The 22,518-nt window shown below is 65.3% G+C and carries 21 protein-coding genes; 7 read left to right on the top strand and 14 right to left on the bottom strand.

Translation table 11 applies throughout. The annotated features are described in order from the left end of the window. Positions 1-42 precede the first annotated feature (42 nt). The 8 genes from ACZBJS_RS05110 to ACZBJS_RS05075 all read right to left on the bottom strand — a co-directional run bounded on the left by ACZBJS_RS05110 (position 43) and on the right by ACZBJS_RS05075 (position 9,049). Entirely contained in the window at positions 43-546 is a 504-nt protein-coding gene (locus ACZBJS_RS05110) for a GDSL-type esterase/lipase family protein (protein ID WP_316394705.1), read from the bottom strand. 248 nt (positions 547-794) lie between these two features. Then, positions 795-2,318 (bottom strand): UxaA family hydrolase, encoded by a 1,524-nt coding sequence (locus ACZBJS_RS05105; RefSeq protein WP_316394708.1) that lies wholly within the window; start codon positions 2,316-2,318, stop codon positions 795-797. 198 nt (positions 2,319-2,516) lie between these two features. Next, complete coding sequence (locus ACZBJS_RS05100; RefSeq protein WP_229189433.1) at positions 2,517-3,293, bottom strand: HpcH/HpaI aldolase family protein; 777 nt, start codon at positions 3,291-3,293, stop codon at positions 2,517-2,519. A gap of 40 nt (positions 3,294-3,333) precedes the next feature. Further along, positions 3,334-4,419 carry a malate/lactate/ureidoglycolate dehydrogenase gene (locus ACZBJS_RS05095; protein WP_057015713.1) on the bottom strand — a complete coding sequence of 362 codons (1,086 nt, stop codon included), beginning with the start codon at positions 4,417-4,419 and terminating at the stop codon, positions 3,334-3,336. A gap of 36 nt (positions 4,420-4,455) precedes the next feature. After that, the gene (locus ACZBJS_RS05090; RefSeq protein ID WP_057015754.1) at positions 4,456-5,184 is read right to left on the bottom strand and encodes an ABC transporter ATP-binding protein; all 729 of its coding nucleotides are present in this window, start codon (positions 5,182-5,184) and stop codon (positions 4,456-4,458) included. Beyond that, entirely contained in the window at positions 5,184-6,956 is a 1,773-nt protein-coding gene (locus tag ACZBJS_RS05085; protein WP_141339479.1) for a branched-chain amino acid ABC transporter ATP-binding protein/permease, read from the bottom strand. The genes ACZBJS_RS05090 and ACZBJS_RS05085 overlap by 1 nt, the downstream gene beginning before the upstream one ends. Continuing rightward, positions 6,953-7,828 (bottom strand): branched-chain amino acid ABC transporter permease, encoded by an 876-nt coding sequence (locus ACZBJS_RS05080; protein WP_016841141.1) that lies wholly within the window; start codon positions 7,826-7,828, stop codon positions 6,953-6,955. Before ACZBJS_RS05080 ends, ACZBJS_RS05085 begins: the two co-directional genes overlap by 4 nt. A 75-nt stretch (positions 7,829-7,903) precedes the next feature. Further along, positions 7,904-9,049: an ABC transporter substrate-binding protein gene (locus tag ACZBJS_RS05075; RefSeq protein WP_092083322.1), complete on the bottom strand. Its 1,146-nt coding sequence runs from the start codon at positions 9,047-9,049 to the stop codon at positions 7,904-7,906. 289 nt (positions 9,050-9,338) lie between these two features. Here ACZBJS_RS05075 and ACZBJS_RS05070 point away from each other — a divergent pair, with 289 nt between their 5' ends. After that, complete coding sequence (locus ACZBJS_RS05070) at positions 9,339-10,334, top strand: GntR family transcriptional regulator (RefSeq protein WP_092083321.1); 996 nt, start codon at positions 9,339-9,341, stop codon at positions 10,332-10,334. 25 nt (positions 10,335-10,359) lie between these two features. Here ACZBJS_RS05070 and hpaR read toward each other — a convergent pair whose 3' ends face one another. Further along, positions 10,360-10,893 carry a homoprotocatechuate degradation operon regulator HpaR gene (gene hpaR / locus ACZBJS_RS05065; protein ID WP_316397873.1) on the bottom strand — a complete coding sequence of 178 codons (534 nt, stop codon included), beginning with the start codon at positions 10,891-10,893 and terminating at the stop codon, positions 10,360-10,362. A gap of 110 nt (positions 10,894-11,003) precedes the next feature. Here hpaR and hpaH point away from each other — a divergent pair, with 110 nt between their 5' ends. From hpaH to ACZBJS_RS05035, 6 genes are all read left to right on the top strand, one after another. Then, positions 11,004-11,810: a 2-oxo-hept-4-ene-1,7-dioate hydratase gene (hpaH, locus tag ACZBJS_RS05060; RefSeq protein WP_141339477.1), complete on the top strand. Its 807-nt coding sequence runs from the start codon at positions 11,004-11,006 to the stop codon at positions 11,808-11,810. Between the two features lie 21 nt (positions 11,811-11,831). Beyond that, positions 11,832-12,230 carry a 5-carboxymethyl-2-hydroxymuconate Delta-isomerase gene (locus tag ACZBJS_RS05055; RefSeq protein WP_076832987.1) on the top strand — a complete coding sequence of 133 codons (399 nt, stop codon included), beginning with the start codon at positions 11,832-11,834 and terminating at the stop codon, positions 12,228-12,230. Next, positions 12,223-13,767, top strand: a complete 1,545-nt coding sequence (gene hpaE, locus ACZBJS_RS05050; protein ID WP_316397870.1) for a 5-carboxymethyl-2-hydroxymuconate semialdehyde dehydrogenase — start codon at positions 12,223-12,225, stop codon at positions 13,765-13,767. Before ACZBJS_RS05055 ends, hpaE begins: the two co-directional genes overlap by 8 nt. Positions 13,768-13,874: 107 nt before the next feature. Next, on the top strand, positions 13,875-14,858 hold the full coding sequence (gene hpaD / locus ACZBJS_RS05045) for a 3,4-dihydroxyphenylacetate 2,3-dioxygenase (protein ID WP_316397869.1): 984 nt from the start codon (positions 13,875-13,877) through the stop codon (positions 14,856-14,858). A gap of 64 nt (positions 14,859-14,922) precedes the next feature. Beyond that, on the top strand, positions 14,923-15,795 hold the full coding sequence (locus ACZBJS_RS05040) for a fumarylacetoacetate hydrolase family protein (protein WP_316397868.1): 873 nt from the start codon (positions 14,923-14,925) through the stop codon (positions 15,793-15,795). A gap of 25 nt (positions 15,796-15,820) precedes the next feature. Continuing rightward, positions 15,821-17,449 carry a thiamine pyrophosphate-dependent enzyme gene (locus ACZBJS_RS05035; RefSeq protein ID WP_316397866.1) on the top strand — a complete coding sequence of 543 codons (1,629 nt, stop codon included), beginning with the start codon at positions 15,821-15,823 and terminating at the stop codon, positions 17,447-17,449. A 90-nt stretch (positions 17,450-17,539) separates the two neighbouring features. Here ACZBJS_RS05035 and ACZBJS_RS05030 read toward each other — a convergent pair whose 3' ends face one another. The 5 genes from ACZBJS_RS05030 to ACZBJS_RS05010 form a co-directional block, all read right to left on the bottom strand. Beyond that, the gene (locus tag ACZBJS_RS05030) at positions 17,540-18,754 is read right to left on the bottom strand and encodes an MFS transporter (protein ID WP_316397864.1); all 1,215 of its coding nucleotides are present in this window, start codon (positions 18,752-18,754) and stop codon (positions 17,540-17,542) included. A 26-nt stretch (positions 18,755-18,780) separates the two neighbouring features. Then, positions 18,781-19,434 (bottom strand): DNA oxidative demethylase AlkB, encoded by a 654-nt coding sequence (alkB, locus tag ACZBJS_RS05025; protein ID WP_057015725.1) that lies wholly within the window; start codon positions 19,432-19,434, stop codon positions 18,781-18,783. Positions 19,435-19,447: 13 nt separating this feature from the next. Continuing rightward, on the bottom strand, positions 19,448-20,191 hold the full coding sequence (locus tag ACZBJS_RS05020; RefSeq protein WP_316397863.1) for a 2OG-Fe(II) oxygenase: 744 nt from the start codon (positions 20,189-20,191) through the stop codon (positions 19,448-19,450). A 255-nt stretch (positions 20,192-20,446) separates the two neighbouring features. Further along, the gene (locus ACZBJS_RS05015) at positions 20,447-21,133 is read right to left on the bottom strand and encodes a DUF2848 domain-containing protein (RefSeq protein ID WP_028331749.1); all 687 of its coding nucleotides are present in this window, start codon (positions 21,131-21,133) and stop codon (positions 20,447-20,449) included. Further along, positions 21,126-22,475, bottom strand: coding sequence for an amidase (locus ACZBJS_RS05010; protein WP_316397860.1), 1,350 nt, complete (start codon positions 22,473-22,475; stop codon positions 21,126-21,128). Before ACZBJS_RS05010 ends, ACZBJS_RS05015 begins: the two co-directional genes overlap by 8 nt. Between the last annotated feature and the right edge of the window lie 43 nt (positions 22,476-22,518).

Raw genomic sequence — 22,518 nt, 5'->3', positions numbered from 1 at the left:
GCATTCGCGCGACCCGTTGGCTTCATCCGGGCTACGCGATTGCTAGCGGCCGATTGCGCCGGATACCTGCGAAGCAAGCTGCTCGGCGAGCATATGATAGCCCTCGGGGGTCAAATGCACACCATCGGGCTGATGGGGGAGTCCACCCAGCATCCCGTTAGGGAGCATGATCACCGCGATGCCACGGGCGCTGAGACGACTTTGGATATCCGCGGTCCGGTCAGGGCTGCCCTTGCGCCGGTCATTGCCGCCTGGCTGCAAAATAACCGCACGGGTCCCGTTCGGGACGGCGCGGTCGAGGCGTTGCAGCATCCCTTCCGTGGTCTCGCCGTTGATGCCGGCGTTCACGATGCGGACGCTCAATCCCTTCGCCCGCAAGATCGCTTCGAGCTGCGCGGGATAGGCCTGGTTGCGCGCCACGCCCTTGCCGTAGGTATTGCTCGCGCCAAGCGCGACTATGGTTGCGGCGTCAGCCGAAGCGGCGCCGAGGCTCAAAGCGGCGAGAAATGCAATGCATCCAACAATTCCCAACCAACGCGCGCGCATGCTTCCTCCGTCCCCTCCGTAGCCCGGATGGAGCGCAGCGTAGTCCGGGAAGCTTCATTCGCCAACGTACTTCCTTGTCGTCCCTGCGAAAGCAATGCGAAAGCAGGGACCCAGACCGCGTGGTCCTAATGATGAAAGACGATGGCAGACGCCTCGCACATCACTACGGCCGGTGGTTATGGGTCCCAGCTTTCGCATAGCTTTCGCAGGGACGACGGCGGAGTGAAAGGCTAGATCGTGGCTCTAAACTACATCGTCGCGCCCAGCACCCACGGCGCGAATTCAGCGCCGCCGAAGTCAAAGCTCTCGCTCTTGGTCGGCTGGCCCGAGGCGGTCTTGAGGATGAGGTCGAAGATGCGCTGGCCGCATTCCTGCACGCTCTCCTCGCCGTCGAGGATGGTGCCGCAATTGACGTCCATGTCGTCTTCCATCCGCTTGTACATCGGCGTGTTGGTCGCGAGCTTGATCGACGGCGCCGGCTTGCAGCCGAACACGCTGCCGCGGCCGGTGGTGAAGCAGACGAGGTTGGCGCCGCCGGCGACCTGCCCGGTCGCGGCGACCGGGTCGTAGCCCGGCGTGTCCATGAACACAAAGCCCTTCTTGGTGACGGGCTCGGCGTAGTTGAGGACGTCGACGAGGTTGGTGCTGCCGGCCTTGGCCATCGCGCCCAGCGACTTCTCAAGGATGGTGGTGAGACCGCCGGCCTTGTTGCCCGGGCTCGGATTGGCGTTCATTTCGGCGCCCTCACGCTGGGTGTACTCCTCCCACCAGCGCATCAGGCCGACCAGCTTCTCGCCGACCTCGCGGCTGACGGCGCGGCGAGTCAGCAGATGCTCCGCGCCATAGGTCTCGGGCGTCTCCGAGAGGATCACGGTGCCGCCGTGACGGACCAGCAGATCGCTCGCCGCGCCGAGCGCCGGATTGGCGGATACGCCGGAGTAACCATCCGAGCCGCCGCATTGCAGCGCCACGGTGAGCTCGCTCGCCGGCACCGCCTCGCGCTTGACCTTGTTGGCGTCGGCGAGCGCTTCCTTGACGAAGGCAACGCCGGCTTCCACCGTCTTGCGGGTGCCGCCGACCTCCTGGATGTCCATCGCGCGCAGACGACCGGCGAGCTTCTGCTCCTGCATCAGGCCGCCGATCTGGTTCACCTCGCAGCCGAGGCCGAGCACAATGACGTTGGAGAAATTGACGTGCCGCGCATAGCCGCCGAGCGTGCGGCGGAGCAGCGCCAAGGGCTCGTCCTGGGTCATGCCGCAGCCGGTCTTGTGGGTCAGCGCGACGACGCCGTCGACACTCGGGTAATCGGCGAGCGGATTGTCGCCGGTGAACGGATTCTTCTTGAACATGTCGGCCACGATGCCGGCGACATGGGCGCTGCAATTCACCGAGGTGAGGATGCCGATATAGTTGCGGGTCGCGACGCGGCCGTCGGCGCGGCGGATGCCTTCGAAGGTCGCCGGCAGATCGAAGTTCGGCACCGGCTTGACGTCGACGCCATAGGCATAATCCTTGGCGAAATCACCCATGCCGCAGTTCTGCGTATGTACGTGCTGGCCGGGCGCGATCGGCTGGGTCGCAAAGCCGATGATCTGGCCGTAGCGCCGGATCGGCTCGCCTTGCGCGATCGGCTTGATCGCGACCTTGTGGCCCGCGGGGATCCGATCGACCGTCGTGATGCCCTCAGTCACCTCAAGCCCCGGCGGCAGGCTCGCGCGCGCGATCAGGACGCTGTCGTCGGCGTGCAGGCGGATCACTTGTGCCGAGGCCATCGGAGTTCTCCTTTGGAGTTAGTCACCTCTCCCCGTCCTTTACGGGGAGAGGTCGAATTCTCGCACAGCGACAATTCGGGTGAGGGGCGACGCACGTTGCCAATTACAAAGACGGTGCTAGCCGGATAGAGCCCCTCACCCCAACCCTCTTCCCGCAAAAGCAGGGCGAGGGAGCAGAGCTAACATCGCGGACAGAGCTTACGCCTTGCCGCCGGACTTCTCGCGGGTCGCGTTGACCTGCATCTTGGCGTAGACCTGCATCAGGCCGACCTCGTTCGACAGCGTCACGAGCTTGAAGCCCATGTTGATCGCGCGCACCGCGCCTTCGGCGCCCGAGCAGTGGATGCCCGGATTGAGGCCGCGCTTGCCGCATTCCTTGATGATCTTCTCGTAGATCTTGAGGATCTCCGGCTCGTCGCGATCGAGCTTCGGCACCAGGCCGTAGGAGAAGCCGAGATCGGACGGGCCGATATAGACGCCATCGATGCCTTCGACATCGAGGATCGCTTCCATGTTCTCGACCGCGGTCTTGGTCTCCATCATCGGCAGCAGCACGATCTCGTCGTTGGCGGTCTGCTGATAGGTGCCGGCCGAGCCGTACATGCCGGCGCGGATCGGGCCGTTGGAGCGCACGCCCTTCGGCGGATATTTGGCGTAGGAGACGAGGTTTCTGGCTTCCTGCGGTGTGTTGACCATCGGGCAGATCACGCCATAGGCGCCGCCGTCCAGCACCTTGCCGATGATGCCGGGCTCATTCCAGGGCACGCGGACCATCGGCGTCACCGGATGGGCGTGCATCGACTGAAAGCACTGCACCATCGACTGATAATCCTGCACACCGTGCTGCATGTCGACGGTGACGCTGTCGAAGCCGCATTGCGCGATCACTTCGGCCGAGAATCCCGAGGGGATCGCGAGCCACGCGTTCACCACCGCTTTGCCCGATGCCCAGACTTGCTTGACCTTGTTTGCCATTGATCGCGTTTCCCTTTGCGGTTTATTGGGGGACGAGCCTTCAGCTGGTCGCCCGCTGGATAGAAACTTCGCTGACGCCGACTTCGCGCGCGGTATTCACTATCGCCGCCCACGTGTCGTCAGGCAAGGGGATGCCATTCCTGGTGCGATCGGCACGGGTTTTCCGCTCCGGATCGCCTGGAACCAGCACGGAATCCGTGCCCGCGATCGGCTTGGTGGCGCGGATGAAATCGGTGTAGCGGGTGATTTCTCCATCGAAGAAATTGCTGGTGTCGATCACCTTGGGGTCGATGTAGAACGCCATCATGCCGTTGGCGAAGCGCCGGTCCGACGACGTCGCGCCGGTGCCGGTCAGCGCGCCGCCCAGCAGTTCGCAGATGAAGGCGAGACCCGAGCCCTTGTGATCGCCGAAGGCGCGGATCGCGCCAGTTCCCTTGGTGTGGTCGCGCGGTCCGTCCGGCGTGTACGGCCCATACAGCACGTGGGGATCCTCGCTCAGCGTGCCGTCGGCATCGACGAGCGCGCCGATCGGCAGCTTCTTGCCGCCGCGGCTTGCCACCAGGCACTTGCCCTCGGCGACAACCGAGGTCGCAAAATCGAGCACGATCGGATCCTGGCCCTGACGCGGAATGCCGACGCAATACGGCGCCGTGGACAGGCGCTTCTCGACGCCGCCGTAAGGCGCAACCAGCAGCGAGCCGGCCGCGGTCACGAAATGAATTGAAACAAGACCTTCGGCGGCGGCCATCTCGGCCCAGTCGCCGACGCGGCCGAGATGACCGGAGTTGCGCAGCGCGACCGCGGCGAGCCCCGCCTTCTTGCACTTCTCGATGCCGAGTCTGACCGCAACCGGCGTGACGGTCTGGCCATAGCCGAACTTGCCGTCGACCACCGCGAGCGATGGCGTGTCGACCACCACCTCGGGAGACTGGTTCGGCACGATCGAGCCCATCTTCTTCCACCTGACATAAACCGGCACGCGGATCACGCCGTGGCTGTCATGACCTGTAAGATTCGCGGTCGTCAGATAGGTCGCGATGCGCTTCGCCTCTTCCGGAGAGGACTCCGAATGGGAAAACACCTCGGACACGAAGTTGATGAGGTTATCGACCTTGATGGTGACCATGAAAAACCAGCTCGCTCAGTAAAGCACGGGACGTTGTCAGGCGTGGGTTTTGGCGTGGCCGCCGAGATAGGCCGCGGCGATAGCCTCATTGCCCCACAATTCGTCGGGCTTGCCGCCCAGCACGATCCGCCCCGTTTCCAGGACAAAGCCATGATCGGCGACCGAAAGTCCCATGCGCGCATTTTGCTCGACGAGCAAGACCGTGGTGTCCTTCCTGATCTGCGAAATGATGCGGAACACCGCCTGCACGATCACAGGCGCCAGCCCGAGCGACGGTTCGTCGAGCAGCAGCAGCCGCGGCTTGGCCATCAGGCCGCGCGCCACCGCGACCATCTGCAGCTGGCCGCCGGACAGCGTCCAGCCGAGCGCGTTGGAAAAGGCGCGGATGTCCGGGAACAGATCGAACATCGCGTCGGCCTCGCGCGAGATCTGCGACGCCGGCACCTTCCGGTTCGATGCGCCGAGCATGATGTTCTCTTTCACGGTGAGGCCCGGAAACACGCGGCGGCCTTCCGGCACGTGCGAGATGCCGAGCCGGACGATCGCTTCGGGCCCGAGGCCCGCGATCGAGTGGCCGTCGAACATAATGTCGCCGGAGGCGGGCTTGGCGAGGCCTGAGATCGCGCGCAGCGTGGTCGACTTGCCGGCGCCGTTGGCGCCGAGCAGCGTGACCACCTGGCCCTGCTCCACGGCGATGGTGACGCCGCGCAGCGCTTCGATCTCGCCGTAGCGGACCACGAGATTGCGGATTTCGAGCAGCGGCATCATTCGCTCCCGAGATAGGCGGAGACGACGTCGGGATGGCGCAGCACCGCCATCGACTCGCCGTCCGCGATGCGGCGTCCGAAGTTCAGCACGGTGATGTGCTGGGCGGCCTCCGACACCAGCGTCATGTCGTGATCGATGATCAGGATGGTGAGGCCCTGGGCAGCGATGCGCTTCAGCAGCTCATGCAGCTCCAGCTTCTCGGTCGAGTTGAGACCGGCCGCCGGCTCGTCGAGCAGCAGCAGCGTCGGGTTCGACGCCAGCGCCCGCGCGATCTCGATCAGGCGCTGGTGGCCGTAGGAGAAGCTCGAGATCAATTCGTTGGCGCGGTTACCGAGCCCGACGAAGGTCAGCGCCTCCATCGCGCGCTCGGTCAGCGCGTCCTCGCCCTTCCCGATCATGGTGTTGCCGGGCCGTTCGGCGCCGATCTCGACATTCTCCAGCGCGGTCATCGAGCGGAACAGGCGGATGTTCTGGAAGGTGCGTCCGAGGCCGGCCGCCGTGCGCTGATGCGGCGCCATGTTGGTGATGTCGGTGCCGTCGAGCACGATCCTGCCCGCGGTCGCCTTGTAGAGCCCGGACAGCACGTTCAGCGTCGTGGTCTTGCCGGAGCCGTTCGGCCCAATCAGCGCATGCACGCTGCCGCGCTTCACCGCGATATCGACGCCGTCGACCGCCTTGAGGCCGCCAAAGTGCTTCGAGAGCCCGGTCACTTCGAGCACGATGTCGCCGCCTGACGTCGCCGGCTTGAGCTGCAAGGCCGCCGCGGCCGGCGGCGCCTTGGTGTGCGCACGCCAGCGCGTGAATGCGTCCGACACAAAACCCCAGATACCGTCGGGCATGAAGCGAATGATCAGGATCACGAACAGGCCGTAGATCGCCAGATAAAGTCCCGGCACGCTCTTGAGGAAGCGCAGCCATTCCGGGATCAGGATCAGGAGGCCCGTACCGATCACCGAGCCAATCGGCGAGGCCACGCCGCCGAGCAGCGACATGGTCAGGAACACGATCGATTCTGCGAACGAGAACTGGTCCGGGCTGACATAGGCGAAGCCGCCGGCGAACAGGCCACCGGCCAGACCGCCGAGCAACGCGCACAGGCCGAAGGCGTAGATCTTGGTGCGGAACACGTCGATGCCATTGACGCCCGCCGCAAGCTCGTTGTCGCGCACCGCGCGCATGGCGCGGCCGAGCTTGGTATCAGGCAGATGCCAGACCAGATAACCGACGATCGCGAGCATCGCGACGCAGAAGGCCAGGTAGCTCTGCGAGGACTGGAACAGCTCCGGCCGGCGAATGTTGGCGACGCCGTCCGGCCCGTGGGTCACGCCGATGGCATTGATCATCACCAGCGTCACGATCTGCTGGAACGAGATCGTCACCATCGCAAGGTAGTGCCCGCCGAGCCGCAGCGTCGACATGCCGAGGAACGCGCCGGCGATCAGCGTGATCGCGCAGGCGCCAACCAGGCAGAGCCAGAAGTTCAGGTGCAGGTCCGCGGTGCCGAGCCCGACCACATAGGCGCCGAAGCCGAAGAACGCGGCCTGCGCCAGGTTGATCTGGCCGCACAGGCCGAGCACGACCGACAGCCCGAACACCGCGATCGAGAAGGTCGTGGCCTGCAGCAGGATGTTGAGGATGTACCCGTCGAACCGCATGCCGGCGGCGAGCGCCACCAGCACCGCGGCGCCGATGAAATACGGCAGATGACGGATGATCAGCGGCTTCGAGCGCACGGCCGGCGCGGGGATCATGTTGTCGGTGGCGCTCATGCTTTCTCCGCGACGCGTTCGCCGAAAATGCCCTGCGGCCGGAACACCAGGAAAGCGATCAGCACCAGGAAGGCAAAGCCGTCTTTGTACGGCACTGAAATATAGGCGGCACCGAACGTCTCGATGACACCGAGCGCGAGGCCGCCGACGATGGCGCCGGCAACGTCACCGAAGCCGCCGATGATGGTCGCGGCAAACGCCTTCAGCGCAATCGTCGAGCCCATCTGGATCGAGACGAACAGCACCGGCGCCACCAGGATGCCGGCGAGACCGCCGAGCACGGCCGAATAGATGAAGGTGATCATGATCATGGTGGAAACGGAAATGCCGAGCAGCGAGGCCATTTCCTTATCCTGCGAGGTCGCCTGCAACTTCTTGCCGAGCAGCGTCTTCTCGAAGAACCAAAAATTGAACAGCACCAGGAGGATCGTGACGCCGATGATCAGAAGATACTGGCTGTCGAGATAGACCGGGCCGAGCTGGATGCCGGGCGTATCGAACCAGCCCTGCAGCACCTGCGGCTGCGGGCCGTAGATCGCAAGCACCGAGTTCGACAGCAGGATCGAGGCGCCGATGGTGGCGATGATCACGGGCAGATAGGTGCGATTGCGCAGCGGATAATAGACGCCGAGATTGAAGATGACGCCGAACAACGCCATGCCGGCGAGCGCGATCAGGAACGACAGCCAGTAAGGCCAGCCGAGATCGACCGAGAACACCACCATCAGATAGGCGGCGACCATCGAGAACTCGCCTTGCGCGAAGTTCACCACGTTGGTGGCACGGAAGATCAGCACGAAACCGAGCGCGACCAGCGCGTAGACCGCGCCGATGCCGATGCCGGTAAAGAGCAGTTGGAGGACGAGATCCATGACGAGCGCTCGATCTGAGAATTGTGTCGCGAACGAACGGCCTCTCCGAGCTGACCCGGAGAGGCCGAACCGCCATCAATCGTTGAAGTCGATATGCTTGTCGTAGACGATCTTGCCCTTGTCGTTCTTCACGACATTGTAGCCGTGCAGACCGTCGCCGTTCTTGTCGAAATTGTACTCGCCCTCGGCGCCGGCGAACTTCTGCGTCGCAAGGATGGCGTCGCGGATCTTGTTCGGATCGGTCGAGCCGGCCTTGTTGATTGCCGCCGACAGGATGGTGATCGCATCGTAGGGCCAAGCGCTCTGGTTGTCGGGCGCGGTCTTGTAGGCATCGCGATAGGCCTTGCCGAACGCCTTCGCCGCATCGCTTGAATCCTCGGCGAAGTCGGCGACGCCGTAGGTGTTGAACAGCGCGGGGCCGGCGAGCTTGGTCGAGGAGACCGCCACCACCGAGGGCGAGCCGACCCAGGGAATGTTGACGCCGAGCTGGCGCAGCTGCCGGGCAAAGATGCCGAGATCGTTCTCGAAGGTGAAGTAGGTGCCGAGCACGTCAGCGCCGGACTGCTTCACGGCCAGTACGACCGGGGTGAAGTCCTGACTCTGATTGGCATAGCCCTGGTCGAGCACCGGCGGCGCGCCGAGCTTGGTCAGCGCTTCCGAGAGCGCCTTGCCGCCTGCCGTGCCGAAGGCGTCGGTCGAATGCACGATCGCCCATTTCTTCTTTCCGAGCGTATTGACGCCGAAGTCGGCGATCACGCGGCCGGAATAATTGTCGTTCGGACGGAAGCGGAACAGCCAGGGATTGCCGGAATGGGTGAGGTCGGGATTGGTGCCGCCGATCATCACCGGCTTGCCGACCTTGATCACGTCGGGCGCCATCGCCTGCACCTGGGTCGAGCGGATCGAGCCGAGGAAGGCGACGATGTCGGATTGCGCGGCGAGCTTGGAGAATGCCAGCACGATGCCCGGATTGGTGGTCTGATCGTCCTCGATGACGAGTTCGACCTGCTTGCCGAGCACGCCGCCGGCCTTGTTGACCGCGGCCAGCGCCAGCTTGGCGCCGTTCTGGGCCCACAGCCCCTGCTCCGCCGCGGGTCCGGTCACCGGCACGCACATGCCGATCTTGATCGTCGCACCCTGCGCCCAAGCGCTGCGCATCAGCGCGGGTGCGGCGAGACCTGCCGCCAAGCTGGCGGAAAACTCACGTCTCGTCAGTTTCATTCCATCCTCCCTGTGATGCGCCGAACTTGCTGTCGGCTGCGTTGAGACGAGCTGACGCGTCGATCTGTTGGCCCGTCCGCAGCCATCAAACGGCGCGACGAGCAAACGTGAGCACCGCTGCAGCGCGCAAGCCGTGCAACGGCGACCATCAATCTGGCGTTTGACCCAGCTAAACATGATTGCACATTGCACGCAATAGTCAAAAGTTCGCTGGCAGAGGTGCGTAAATGCCTGCTACGAGCGACCATGACGCGATCACGTGATAGTGTGGCCAGCGGGCAGCCATCCCATGTCGATTCCACGAGCGAAATCGCAAACCAGACGAAAACAGCCGGCCTACGCGCTGATCAAGAGCGCATTGGCAAAGCACATCCGCGCTGGTGACGTGCCACCTGGCACGGTTCTTTCCGAATCGGCGATCGCGACCTTGTTCGGCTCCAGCCGCTCTCCGGTGCGGCAGGCTTTCGAACAGCTCGAGCATATCGGCCTGGTGCGGCGGTTCGACGGTCGCGGCGTCATCGCCGGCAAGCGCAAGGTCGACCCTCGGCGCGTCCCGATCACACCGGAAATGTTTGGGCTGACCGACGGCCCCGTCGATGCCGTGCGCAGCGACGCCTGGGATACGCTCTACTACAAGCTCGAACGTGAGATCATTTACCGGTCGCTGTTCGGACGCTTCCGCGTCAGCGAGCTCGCATTGGCGCGGCATTTCCGGGTGGGGCGCACGGTGGCGCGCAACCTGCTGCTGCGCGCGCAGGCGATCGGCATCCTCGAGAAGGGCGCCAAGGCGCACTGGTACGTGGTGCCGTTGGACGAGGACCGCCTCCGCGACATCTTCGAGGTGCGCGCAACGCTCGAGCCGCTGCTCCTCAAGTCCGCGACGGCGACAATTCCTGCCGCCCTGCTCGACCGCATGGCGGAGCGGCTGCGCGAGGGGATCCAGCACCGCGACCGCGTCGGCGTCGGCGAACTCGATGAGATCGAAGGCGACCTCCATATCCGCTGCCTGGGTTACGGCGCCAATCGCGAGATGATCGAAGCCCTCAAGCGCACCCACTGCGCTTTCGTGATCGGCAAGCACATTCAGGTCGCCCTGACCGCGCCGCAGATCGATTCCTTCATGGACGAGCATCTGGTGATCATCGAGGCCTTGCGCACGCGTGACGGCGACGCGGCGGCAGCCATCTTGCGCCGCCATATCGAATGGTCCCACTCGAAGGTCGCGGGCTGGATTGCCGAATTCCGCGCCATCAACGTGATTTCGCGCGTGCCCTACATGGCCTGAGCGCGAATGCCGCGCATGATCGAAGCTACTCGTCAGCCTCGCCCTCGGCGTCATCGGACGAGCCCATTCCGGCCAGGCTCGCTTCGAGCGCGCCCAGCATCTCCTGCAATTCGGCAAGCTTGCGCGCCCCGAAGCGCCGGGTGATCTCGGCATAGATCGTCTCCGACGTCGGCGCCACCGCCTCGATCAGCTTCAACCCCTTGGCGGAGATCGAAACCACTGCGCGCCGCGCGTCGTTCTCCGCTGCCTTGCGCTCGATCAACGCGCGGCCCTCGAGATCGCGAAGGATTCGCGACAGGCTCGGGCCGAGCAGAAACGCCATGCGGGCGAGTTCGGTGACCTCGATCTCGTCGACCGCGGTGAGCGCGCGCAGGATCCGCCATTGCTGCTCGGTCAGCCCGTGATTGCGCAGCGACGGACGGAATTGCCGCATCACCGCCTCGCGGGCGCGAAGCAGCGACATCGGCAGCGAGCGCGAGAACTCGCGCATCGGGGTCCGTCGCGCCGCCACGTCCTCGCCCTGCCCCGGCCGAATGTCGTTCGAATTTTTGCGCGCCATTACCTAATCCTGCGCAACGAAATTTTGCGTTGCAACATGCCTTGATTCAGTTTGCGGGAATTCACTTAACATGTTAATCATCCCCCGACATCCACTTTTGTGTAGCACGCATGGCCCTCTCCAAGGACGATATCCGCGCTGCCGCCGAACGGCTCGACGGCGCGGAAAAGACCCGCAAGCAAATCCGCCAGCTCTCGCTGGAATACCCCCGCATCACCCTCGAAGACGCCTACGCGATTCAGAAGGCCTGGGTCGAGATGAAGGTGGCGCAGGGCCGCGTCGTCAAGGGCCACAAGATCGGCCTGACCTCGAAGGCGATGCAGAGCGCGCTCAATATCGACGAGCCCGATTCCGGAATCCTGCTCGACGACATGTTCTTCGCCGATGGCGGCCTGGTCCCGACCGACCGCTTCATCGCCACCCGCGTCGAGGCCGAGCTTGCCTTCGTGATGAAGCATCGCCTGACCGGGCCGAACTGCACACTGTTCGATGTGCTGAACGCGACCGATTTCGTGGTACCGGCGCTGGAGATCCTGGATACCAGGGTCGAGCGCGTCGATCCCGAGACCAAGGCGACCCGCAAGATCTTCGACACCATCGCCGACAACGCCGCCAATGCCGGCATCGTGCTCGGCGGCCGGCCGATCCGCCCGCTGGACGCCGACCTGCGCTGGATCGGCGCGCTGTGCTTCCGAAATGGCCAGCTCGAGGAAACCGGCCTGGCCGCCGGCGTGTTGAATCATCCCGCGACCGCGGTGGCGTGGCTCGCCAACAAGATCGCGCCGAACGGGCTGGCGTTGGAAGCCGGCCAGGTCGTGCTGGCGGGCTCCTTCATCCGTCCGATCGAGACCCGCAAGGGCGACACCATCCAGGCCGACTACGGACCGTATGGTTCCGTAAGCTGCTACTTCGCCTGACGCCTTCAGCAGGAGCGCTGCATGCCGCATTTCACGCTTGAATACTCTGCCAATCTCGACGATCTGGTCGACATGGGCGCGACGGTCGAACTGGTCCGCAAGGCCGCGGTCGAGACCGGCATCTTCCCGCTCGGCGGCATCCGCGTCCGTGCCGTCAGATGCGAGCACTACGCGATCGCCGACGGCCGCAAGAATTACGGTTTCCTCGACATGGTGCTGCGGCTCGGCGAAGGCCGCGATCTCGCCACCCGCAAGAAGGCCGGCGAGTACATCTTCAAGGCGCTATCGGCTCATCTCGATCCGGTCTTCGCCAACAGTAAATTCGCGTTGTCGTTCGACATGCAGATCAACGACAAGGAAACTAGCTGGAAACGCAACAACATCCACGACGCACTGAAGGTGGAGACGGTCAATGGATAAAGCGACAGCGAAATCGCCAGCCGACGTGTTCCAGGCCAACCGCGATCGCGCCGGCCCGCTGCTTGCAAGCTTGAAAGCCGAAGGCATCGGCCATGTGATCGACGGCAAGATCGTGCCGGCGGCCTCCGGCCAGACCTTCGAGACGAGATCGCCGATTGACGGCACGGTGCTGGCGACGGTCGCACGCGGCAATGCCGAGGATATCGACCGTGCCGCAACCGCGGCGTCCAAGGCCTTCAAGGCCTGGCGCGACATGCCGGCGGCGCAGCGCCGCAAGCTGCTGCATCGCGTCGCCGATGCGATCGAGGCGCGCGCCGACGACATCGCCGTGCTCGAATGCATCGACACCGGCCAGGCGCACCGCTTCATGGCCAAGGCCGCGATCCGCGCCGCGGAGAATTTCCGCTTCTTCGCCGACAAATGCGGCGAGGCCCGCGACGGTCTCAACACGCCTTCGGACGAGCACTGGAACATCTCGACCCGCGTGCCGATCGGCCCGGTCGGCGTGATCACGCCGTGGAATACGCCGTTCATGCTCTCGACCTGGAAGATCGCGCCGGCGCTCGCGGCCGGCTGCACCGTGGTGCACAAGCCGGCGGAATGGTCGCCCGTCACCGCCGATCTGCTGGTCAAACTCGCAAAACAGGCCGGCATCCCCGACGGCGTGCTCAACACCGTGCATGGTTTCGGCGAAGAGGCCGGCAAGGCGCTGACCGAGCACCCCGCCATCAAGGCGATCGGCTTCGTCGGCGAGAGCGCGACGGGCTCAGCGATCATGGCGCAGGGCGCGCCGACCTTGAAGCGGGTGCATTTCGAGCTCGGCGGCAAGAACCCGGTGATCGTATTCGATGATGCCGATCTCGATCGCGCACTCGATGCCGTCGTGTTCATGATCTACTCGCTCAATGGCGAGCGCTGCACGTCGTCGAGCCGGCTGCTGGTTCAGGAGAGCGTCGCCGGCAAGTTCATCGAGAAGCTGACCCAACGCGTAAAGGCGCTCAAGGTTGGCCACCCCCTCGATCCCGCCACCGAGATCGGGCCGCTGATCCATGAGCGGCATCTCGCCAAGGTGTGCAGCTATTTCGACGTCGCCAAGAAGGACGGCGCCACGATCACGGTCGGCGGCAAGCCGCATGACGGTCCTGGCGGCGGCCACTATGTGCAGCCGACGCTGGTGACCGGCGCGAACGCAAAAATGCGCGTCGCGCAGGAGGAGGTGTTCGGCCCGTTCCTGACCGTGATCCCGTTCAAGGACGAAGCTGACGCCATCGAGATCGCCAACGGCGTGCAGTACGGCCTGACCGGCTATGTCTGGACCGGCGACATGGGCCGCGCGCTACGCGTGGCGGATGCGCTGGAAGCCGGCATGATCTGGCTCAATTCGGAGAACGTCCGCCATCTGCCGACCCCGTTCGGCGGCATGAAGTCGTCAGGCATCGGCCGCGACGGCGGCGACTACTCGTTCGACTTCTACATGGAAACCAAGCACGTCTCGCTCGCCCGCGGGACGCACAAGATTCAGAAACTGGGAATTTAGCCAGCCGTCGTTCCGGGGCGATGCGCAGCATCGAACCCGGAACCTCGAGAATCCGGGTTCTCGCTTCGCGAGCCCCGGAATGACGATAGAATTGAGGGGAAACACCGATGCCCGTTCCAACGCACGTTTTCGATCCGCCGTTCAACATCATCCGCTGCAGCCATGCCGTGCTCGACGTCACGAATCTCGACAAGAGCGCCGCCTTCTACGAGAAGACGGTCGGCCTCCACATCGAGAACCGCGACGACAAGTCGGTGTATCTGCGCGCCAGCGAGGAGCACCAGCATCACTCGGTGGTGCTGCGCAAGGCGCCGAAGGCGGCCTGCAACCGGCTTGGCTTCAAGGTCGGCAACGACGGCGACCTCGACAAGGCCGCCGCCTTCTTCTCCGAGAACGGCATCGCCTACGCTTTCGTCGACCAGCCGTTCCAGGGCCGCACCCTGCAATTCACCGATCCGTTCGGCTTCCAGATCGAGCTTTACGCTACGATGGAGAAGCGCCCCCATTTCTTGCGGCGCTACGATCTCTACAAGGGCTGCCATCCGCAGCGGCTCGACCATTTCAACGTGTTCGCCGCCGAGGTGCAGGACACCGTCGATTTCTACGCCCGGCTCGGCTTCCGCCTCACCGAATATGCCGAGGAGGACGGCGACAACGGCCGCATCGCAGCCGCCTGGATGCACCGCAAGGGCAATGTCCACGACTTCGCCATCACCAACGGCCGCGGCCCGCGCCTGCACCACATCGCCTATTGGGTACCGACCGCGATGAACATCGTGCATCTCTGCGACGTGATGGCCTCCTCCGGCTACCTCAAGAACATCGAGCGCGGCCCTGGCCGGCACGGCATCTCCAACGCCTTCTTCCTGTACATCCGCGATCCCGACGGCCACCGCATCGAGCTCTACACCAGCGATTATTTCACCGGCGATCACGACCATGAGCCGCTGCGCTGGTCGCTGCGCGATCCGCGCCGCCAGACGCTGTGGGGCGCGCCGGCGCCGCGCTCCTGGTTCGAGGAAGGCTCGACCTTCGCCGGCCAAGCGGTGCGCGAGCCGCGCTTCGTCGCCGACGTGCTGGTCGCGGACTAGTGCGCGCCTTCCTCCTCACGTCGTCCCTGCTTTCGCAGGGACGACACCAATTATGGGACTACTAATGCCCTCTCCTCGCCTCGCCACCTATTCCTTCAACGGCGCCACCAGCTATGGCGTCGTCACCGACACCGGCATCGTCGACCTCTCGTCGCGCTTCGCCAAGGACTATCCGACGCTGCGCGAGGCTATCGCCGCCGGCGCGCTGAGCAGGCTCGTGGAGGATGCCGCCAGGCGCGCGCCCGACCATGCGCTCGACGCAGTCGACTGGCAACCGCCGATCCCGGCGCCGGAAAAGATCATCTGCATCGGCGTCAACTACCCGGACCGCAATGCCGAATACAAGGACGGCTCGGACGCGCCGAAATACCCGAGCATGTTCCTGCGGGTGCCGCGCTCCTTCGTCGGCCACAACACGCCGGTGGTGCGGCCGCGCATCTCGCCGCAGCTCGACTATGAGGGCGAGCTGGTCCTGGTGATCGGCAAGGCCGGCCGGGACATTGCGGAGAGCGCCGCGCTCGATCACATCGCCGCGGTCACGCTCTGCAATGAAGGCACCATCCGCGACTGGGTGCGGCACGCCAAGTTCAACGTCACCCAGGGCAAGAACTTCGATTCCACCGGCAGCCTCGGCCCGTGGATCGTGCCCTACACCGGTGAAGCGCAGATCGCCGATATCCGTCTGACCACGCGGGTGAACGGCGAGACCCGCCAGGACGACCGCACCTCGCGCTTGATCTTCGGCTTCCGCTACCTCATCAACTACATCTCGACCTTCACGACGCTGGTTCCCGGCGACATCATCGTCACGGGCACCCCGACCGGTGCAGGTGCGCGGTTCGATCCGCCGCGCTATCTGAAGCCCGGCGATGTCGTCGAGGTCGAGGCCGAAGGCGTCGGCATCCTGCGCAACAGCGTCGTCGACGAAGCCACCTAACCTCACCAGCAAAGTGGACAGTGCCATGACCTCAACATCCGGCGGCGAAGCGATCGTCAACGGCCTCGTCGCCCACGGCGTCGACACCGTGTTCGGCCTGCCCGGCGCGCAGATCTATGGCCTGTTCGATGCCTTCCACCAGGCCCAGCTCAAGGTGATCGGCGCCCGGCATGAGCAGGCCTGCGGCTACATGGCGTTCGGCTATGCGCGCTCCAGCGGCAAGCCCGGCGTGTTCAGCGTGGTGCCCGGCCCGGGCGTGCTCAACGCCTCGGCGGCGCTGCTCACCGCATTCGGCTGCAACGAGCCGGTGCTGTGCCTGACCGGTCAGGTGCCGACGCAGTTCCTCGGCAAGGGCCGCGGCCATCTGCACGAGATGCCGGACCAGCTCGCGACGCTGCGCACCTTCGTGAAATGGGCCGACCGGATCGAATACCCTGATAACGCCCCCGCGCTGGTGTCGCGCGCGTTCCAGGAGATGCTGTCGGGCCGGCGCGGCCCGGCCTCGCTGGAGATGCCGTGGGACGTGTTCACCCAGCGCACCCAGGTCGCAGCCGTCAAGCCGTTCGATCCGTTGCCGGCGCCGCAGCCCGATGCGGACCGCATCAAGGCCGCCGCCGACCTGATCGCCGGCAGCAAGGCGCCAATGATCTTCGTCGGCAGCGGCGCCATCGAGGCGCGCGAGGAGATCCTCGAATTGGCCGAGATGATCGACGCGCCTGTCGTCGCCTTCCGCAGCGGCCGCGGCATCGTCTCCAACGCGCATGAACTCGGGCTCACCATGGCTTCGGCCTACAAGCTCTGGCCGAAGACCGACCTGATGATCGGCATCGGCACGCGCCTCGAGCTGCCGACGATGTCGCGCTGGCCCTACCAGCCCGCCGGACTGAAATGCGTGCGCATCGACATCGATCCGGTCGAGCTGCGGCGCTGGCCGGCCGATGCCGGCGTGATCGCGGACGCCAAGGCCGGCACCGCCGATCTCGCCGCCGCTGTGCGCAAGGTGGGCTACCGCAGGACCTCCGGCCGCCGCGCCGCGATCCGCGAGGCGACGGCCGCGACCGAGCAGGAGATCCAGCGCATCCAGCCGCAGATGGCCTATCTGAAGATCCTGCGCGAGGTGCTGCCGGCGAACGCCATTGTCACCGACGAGCTGTCGCAGGTCGGTTTCGCCTCCTGGTACGGCTTTCCGATCTACGAGCCGCGGACCTTCGTCACCTCGGGCTATCAGGGCACGCTCGGCTCGGGTTTCCCGACCGCGCTTGGCGCCAAGGTCGCCAATCCGGACAAGCCGGTGGTCGCGATCACTGGCGACGGCGGCTTCATGTTCGGCGTGCAGGAGCTTGCCACCGCCGTGCAGTTCAAGATCGCCGTGGTGACGCTGGTGTTCAACAACAACGCCTATGGCAATGTCCGCCGCGACCAGCGCGAGCGCTTCGACGGCCGCGTCGTCGCCTCCGACCTGGTGAATCCGGATTTCGTGAAGCTTGCAGAATCCTTCGGCGTCGGCGCCGCGCGGGTCACCTCGCCGGATCACTTCCGCCCCGTGCTGGAGAAGGCGCTGGCCGACGGCGGGCCTTACGTGATCTCGGTGGAAGTGCCGACGGATTCGGAAGTCTCGCCCTGGGCGTTCATCCATCCGGCGCGGAATAACTAAGCCAAACGCTCGTCATTCCGGGGCGATGCGCAGCATCGAACCCGGAATCTCGAGATTCCGGGTTCGTTTCGCGCCACGGGAATGACGACGCTAAGCGCTCTTCACCCCGTGTTGCAGCCGTGACGCGGCGATCACGAGCAGGCCGGCGCCGGCGACCGACCAGCAGGCGACCGGCGCCCAATGCACCAGCGGCGCATAGTCCGGCATCTTCTGCAGGCCGCCCGCGACCGCCGCCATCCGCGCAAAGGTCGCAAGCGCCAGCGCCGAGAACACGAGGCCGGTGACCTTGCCTTCCGCGCCGGTCTCCCCGATCGCGAGCGCCGCGGACACCGCGCTCATCAGCATGCAGCCCCAAGCGGCCCCCGCCATGAATTGCGCCACGATCAGGACGTTGAGACTGCCGGCGATCTCGGCGGCGATGATCGCAAAGGCACCGAGCAGTCCCGCCGCGCCCATCACGATCAGGCCGCCGCGATGCTTGACGACGATGCTTGCCGGAAACATCGCGATGTTGAAGCCGATCCAGAATACCGGCATCAGCCATTGCAGCTCGTCCGCCTTGGCAAAGCGCAAATAGAACGGCGCGCTGTTGATGTTGAAGTGCAGCTGGTAGCCGAGCGACAGCAGCACTATCGATCCGATCAGGAACATCGGCACCGCCCCGAGCCGCTTCGCCGGGGGCGCCAGCCGCGCCGGCTGCGCCTCTGCCGCGATGCGGCGCTCGACGCCTGAGAAGGCGAGCGCGGTCAGTAGCAGCACCGCGCCTGACAGCACGAACGGCAGCCGTGCATCCTGGTTGCGCAGCACGACGCCAAGATAGGGCGAGACCGCGCCCGCGATGCCATAACCCAGCATCGCCAGCGCCGCGAGGAACGGCACCGAGGGTTGCGCGCGATACTTGCCGAGCAGCGTCAGCGGCGGCGCCCGCAAGGCCGACGACGTCACGGCCCAGATCACGATCAGCACGATCAGCCAGACCTTTGCACCCGGCCCGGTGCCGGCGACGTAAGGCAATGCGACGAAGGCGGCGCAGGAGATCGCGGCAAGGATACCGACAAACAAGCCAAGGCGGCCGACCAGGCTCGAGATCCTGTCGGCGGCGATGCCCATCGCCGTGTCGGTGACGGTGAAGATGCCTTGATCCATCATCAGGATCAGGATCACGGTCGACGGCGCGATGCCGACATCGGCGCACAGCTTCGGCAGATAGATCAGATAAGTGGTCCAGCCCAGCGTGAAGACGAGCTGCAGCACGGCGAGATAGACGCCGGTGCGGTTGACGGCGCGGTCGGCCTTGGTGGTCATCCGCCAAGTCTAGACCACCCGGCGGTTCAGCGCACCTTGCGGAAGGTCAAATTGATGCGCTGGCGGCCGAGCACGCTGTGCTCGCCATCTGCGAGCGGTGCCACGCCGTGATAAAATAGCCGTGACGAGCCGCCCCACACCGCAACGTCGCCATGTTCGAGTCGATAGCGGCGCGGCGTGTCGCTGCGCTGCAGGCCGCCGAACAGGAAGATCGCCGGCAGCCCGAGCGAGATCGACACGATCGGTGCGCGGTAGTCGAGCTCGTCCTTGTCCTGATGCAGCGACAGTTTTGCGCCGGGGACGTAGCGATTGATCAGGCAGGCCTCAGGCGCGAAGCCGTTGAAGCCGGCTTCATCAGCGGCGTCGGCGGCGAGCCTGCGCAACACCTCCGGCATTTCAGGCCAGGGTTGTCCCGAGACGGGATCGATCGGATCATAGCGATAGCCGCTGGGATCGGAGACCCAGCCGACGCTGCCGCAATTGGTCATCGCGACCGACATGCGGTGGCCGCCCGGCGTGATCAGATGCCGGAACGGCGCCTGCTTGACGATGGCACGCAAGGCCGGGATCAGCTCGGCCTCGAACGGCCGGACAAAGCCGCGCAACAGCACCGCGCCATCCGCGATCGTCTCGCGCGATGGCCGGGCATCGCCAATGGTCTCGAACAGATCGGTGGCCACGCCTCTCTCGCACTCACTTCGCGTCGTGGAAGATCACACCAACGGTGTGGCGATGGCCGGAGCGAATCCTGCTGACGCCGTGGCGCAGATTGACACGATACGGTCCGCGCGTCCCCTGCACCGGGCGATGATGCACGGCAAAGGCCACCGCATCGCCCTTGGTGAGCGGCACCACCTCGGGCCGCGACTGCATCCGCGGCCGCTGCTCGGTCAGCACGAATTCGCCACCCGTAAAATCGCGCCCGGGCTGCGACAGCAGGATCGCGACCTGGATCGGGAACACATGCTCGCCATAGAGATCCTGGTGCAGGCAGTTGTAGTCGCCCTCGCCATATTGCAGCAGCAGCGGCGTCGGCCGCGTCTGTTCGGCGTCATGGCAGCGCTTCAGGAACGCCGCATGCGACGCAGGATATCGGATATCGATCCCCATCGTCTCGTTCCAACGATTGGCTGCCGCGGTCAGCCGCGTATAGAGCGCCGGCCGCAGCTCCGCGATCAGGTCCGGCAGCGGATAGGAGAAATACTTGTACTCGCCGCGGCCGAAGCCGTGACGGCCCATCACGATCCGGCTGCGGAACTGGCTGTCGTCGGGATACAGCGCGGCGATGGCATCGCATTCCTCAGGCGTCAGCAGGCCGTTGAGGACGGCGCATCCCTGATCGTCGAGGTCGGTCTTGATCTGGTCCCAGTCGAGCCCGTCGACGCGCGCCGGGATGCCGGTGGATGGGCGGGTAATGGTTTTGGCTGTTGCTGTCATGGGACGGAATCTGGCCCCTGATTGCGGCCCGCGCCACCCGATTTCCGATCGAAAGATGCAGAGAACGTCACCACAATTACGGTGTCGTCCCGGCGAAAGCCGGGACCCATAGCCACCGTCGTCAGTTGTTGAGATCGGTGGGGCCACAGCGTGCCAACCACAACACTCTGTGGTTATGGGTCCCGGCTTTCGCCGGGACGACGCACGTGGAGAAAGCGTCGGTCATCTCCCTCACAACAACAACGCGGCGAGCAATCAGCCCCTCACCGGCAGCGTCACCACATCGTAGCCGTGGCTGATCTTCCGCTTCAGCACCGGGTCTTCCAGCTCGAACTCGAACCGGCTGGCCGGGCGGATGCCGCCCTTGGCCGCGAAGGTGCCGCCGAACATGGCGCAGCCGTCGGGCAGCGCACCCTGGTCGAAGCCGCGCGCGATCAGGTCCTTCACCGGCAGCATGTGATCGAGCGTGCCTTCCTGGTAGAGCACGCGCTGGCCGCCGATCACGGCCCAGGAACGCAGCACCAGCTGGTCCCAGTGGCCGATCACGTCCTCGAGTTCCCACAGCTCCGATGCCATCGGCTTGTCGCACATCTGCTTCGACACCGTGACGCTGTAGCTCTCGACCTTGCGGTCGGTGTGGTCGGAGCCGCAGCCGACGAAGATGCGGCCCTGCCAGCCGATCAGCACGAACTCGACCTCGCCGCTCGAGTCCTCGCCGCAGACTTCGATGGCATCGGCGAAGGTGAGCCGGCGCGCCGAGCAGCGGTAGTAGATCGGCGTGGTCGCGGGCCGCGCGATGCCGAGCGCCTCGAGCTCGGCGATGTGCTTGTCGCGCGCCACCGGATCGCGGCCGGTCCAGCCGGCGATCACGGCCTGCCTGATTTCCAGTGTGAGCGGAGTGGCGACGCCCTTGTCGTCGACATTGAAGGTGAGATCAAACACGGATCACGGTCTCCATTCCGGCAGCGAGCTCGAAAATGCGCCGATCCGAACCGCCCGCGGCGGCGAGCATCAGGCCGACCGGCGCCTCGCCCTCGTGATGCGCGGGCAGCGAGATCGCGCAGCCGTCGAGCACATTGATCAGCGTGCAATTGCGCAACGCGCGCAAATTCTCGGTGGCGAACGCCTTGTCGTCGGCGAGGCTGGCGATCGTAGGCGGCAGGTTCGCCGTGGTCGGCAGCACCATCGCATCATAGGGCGCGATCCGCTTCTCGGTACGGGCGATGAAGGAGCGGCGTGCGTTGAGCAGATCGATGTAGTCGGCGGCCGGAAAGCCCTCGCCGCGCTGGATGCGCACGGCGACGCGCGGATCGTAGATGTCGCCCTTGCTGGCCAGCAGGAAGCGATGCCAGGCATAGCTTTCGGCGGCGGCAAAGCCGCCCTTGGCGTTCATGACGCCGACATCGAGCAATTCGGGCACCTCGATCCGCTCGATCAAGGCGCCTGCGCGCGACAACGCCGCGAGCGCGCGCTCGAAGGTTTTCGCGACGGCCTCGTCGAGGTCGTCGAGAGCGACCGTGGTCGGCACCGCGAGCCGCATGCCTTTCACCGGGCGCGGCGAGACCGGCGTCACCGGCTGATCCGCCAGCACCGCGTCGAGCGCGGCGCAGCAGGCCACCGAATTGGCCAGCGGGCCGTAGCTGTCGAGCGTGAACGACAGCGGCACGCCGCCATCGAGCGGAATCCGGCGTTGCGTCGGCTTGTAGCCGACGATGCCGTTGAAGGCGGCGGGAATCCGGCAGGAGCCGCCGGTATCGGTACCGAGCGCGCCGAACGCCATGCCGTCCGCGATCGAGACCGCCGCCCCCGAGGACGAGCCGCCCGGCACGTGGCCGGCGCTCCGGTTCCAGGCGCTCTTCGGCGTGCCGTAATGCGGATTGATGCCGATGCCGGAATAGGCGAACTCGGTCATGTTGGTGCGGCCGATCACGATGAAGCCGGCGCGCTTGAGCCGCGCCACGACAGGTGCATCGGCATCCGCCGGCGCGGAATCCTCCAGCGCGCGCGAGCCCGCCCGCGTCACCTGCCCCTTGATGTCGAACAGGTCCTTGATCGAAACCGGAATGCCGGCAAATGGCGACGGCGCGGTATTGGCCTTGCGCAGCCGGTCCATGGCGTCGGCGGCCTCCAGCGCGGCGTCGCGGTCGACATGGATGAAGGTGCGTTGGCCCTCGCCTGAGGGATCAGCGATTTTGGCGATGCACTGCTCGACGAGCTTGCGGGCAGAGGTCGCGCCGCCGGCGAGATCGGCGGCCAGGGAGGCGAGTGTCGGATTCTTGGGCATGGCTTTCACTTCACGGCTTGCACTTCATGGCTTGCAGTTGATT

The sequence above is a fragment of the Bradyrhizobium sp. KZN70725 genome (genome assembly GCF_055264925.1).
This window is presented reverse-complemented; position numbering and strand designations above follow the sequence as displayed.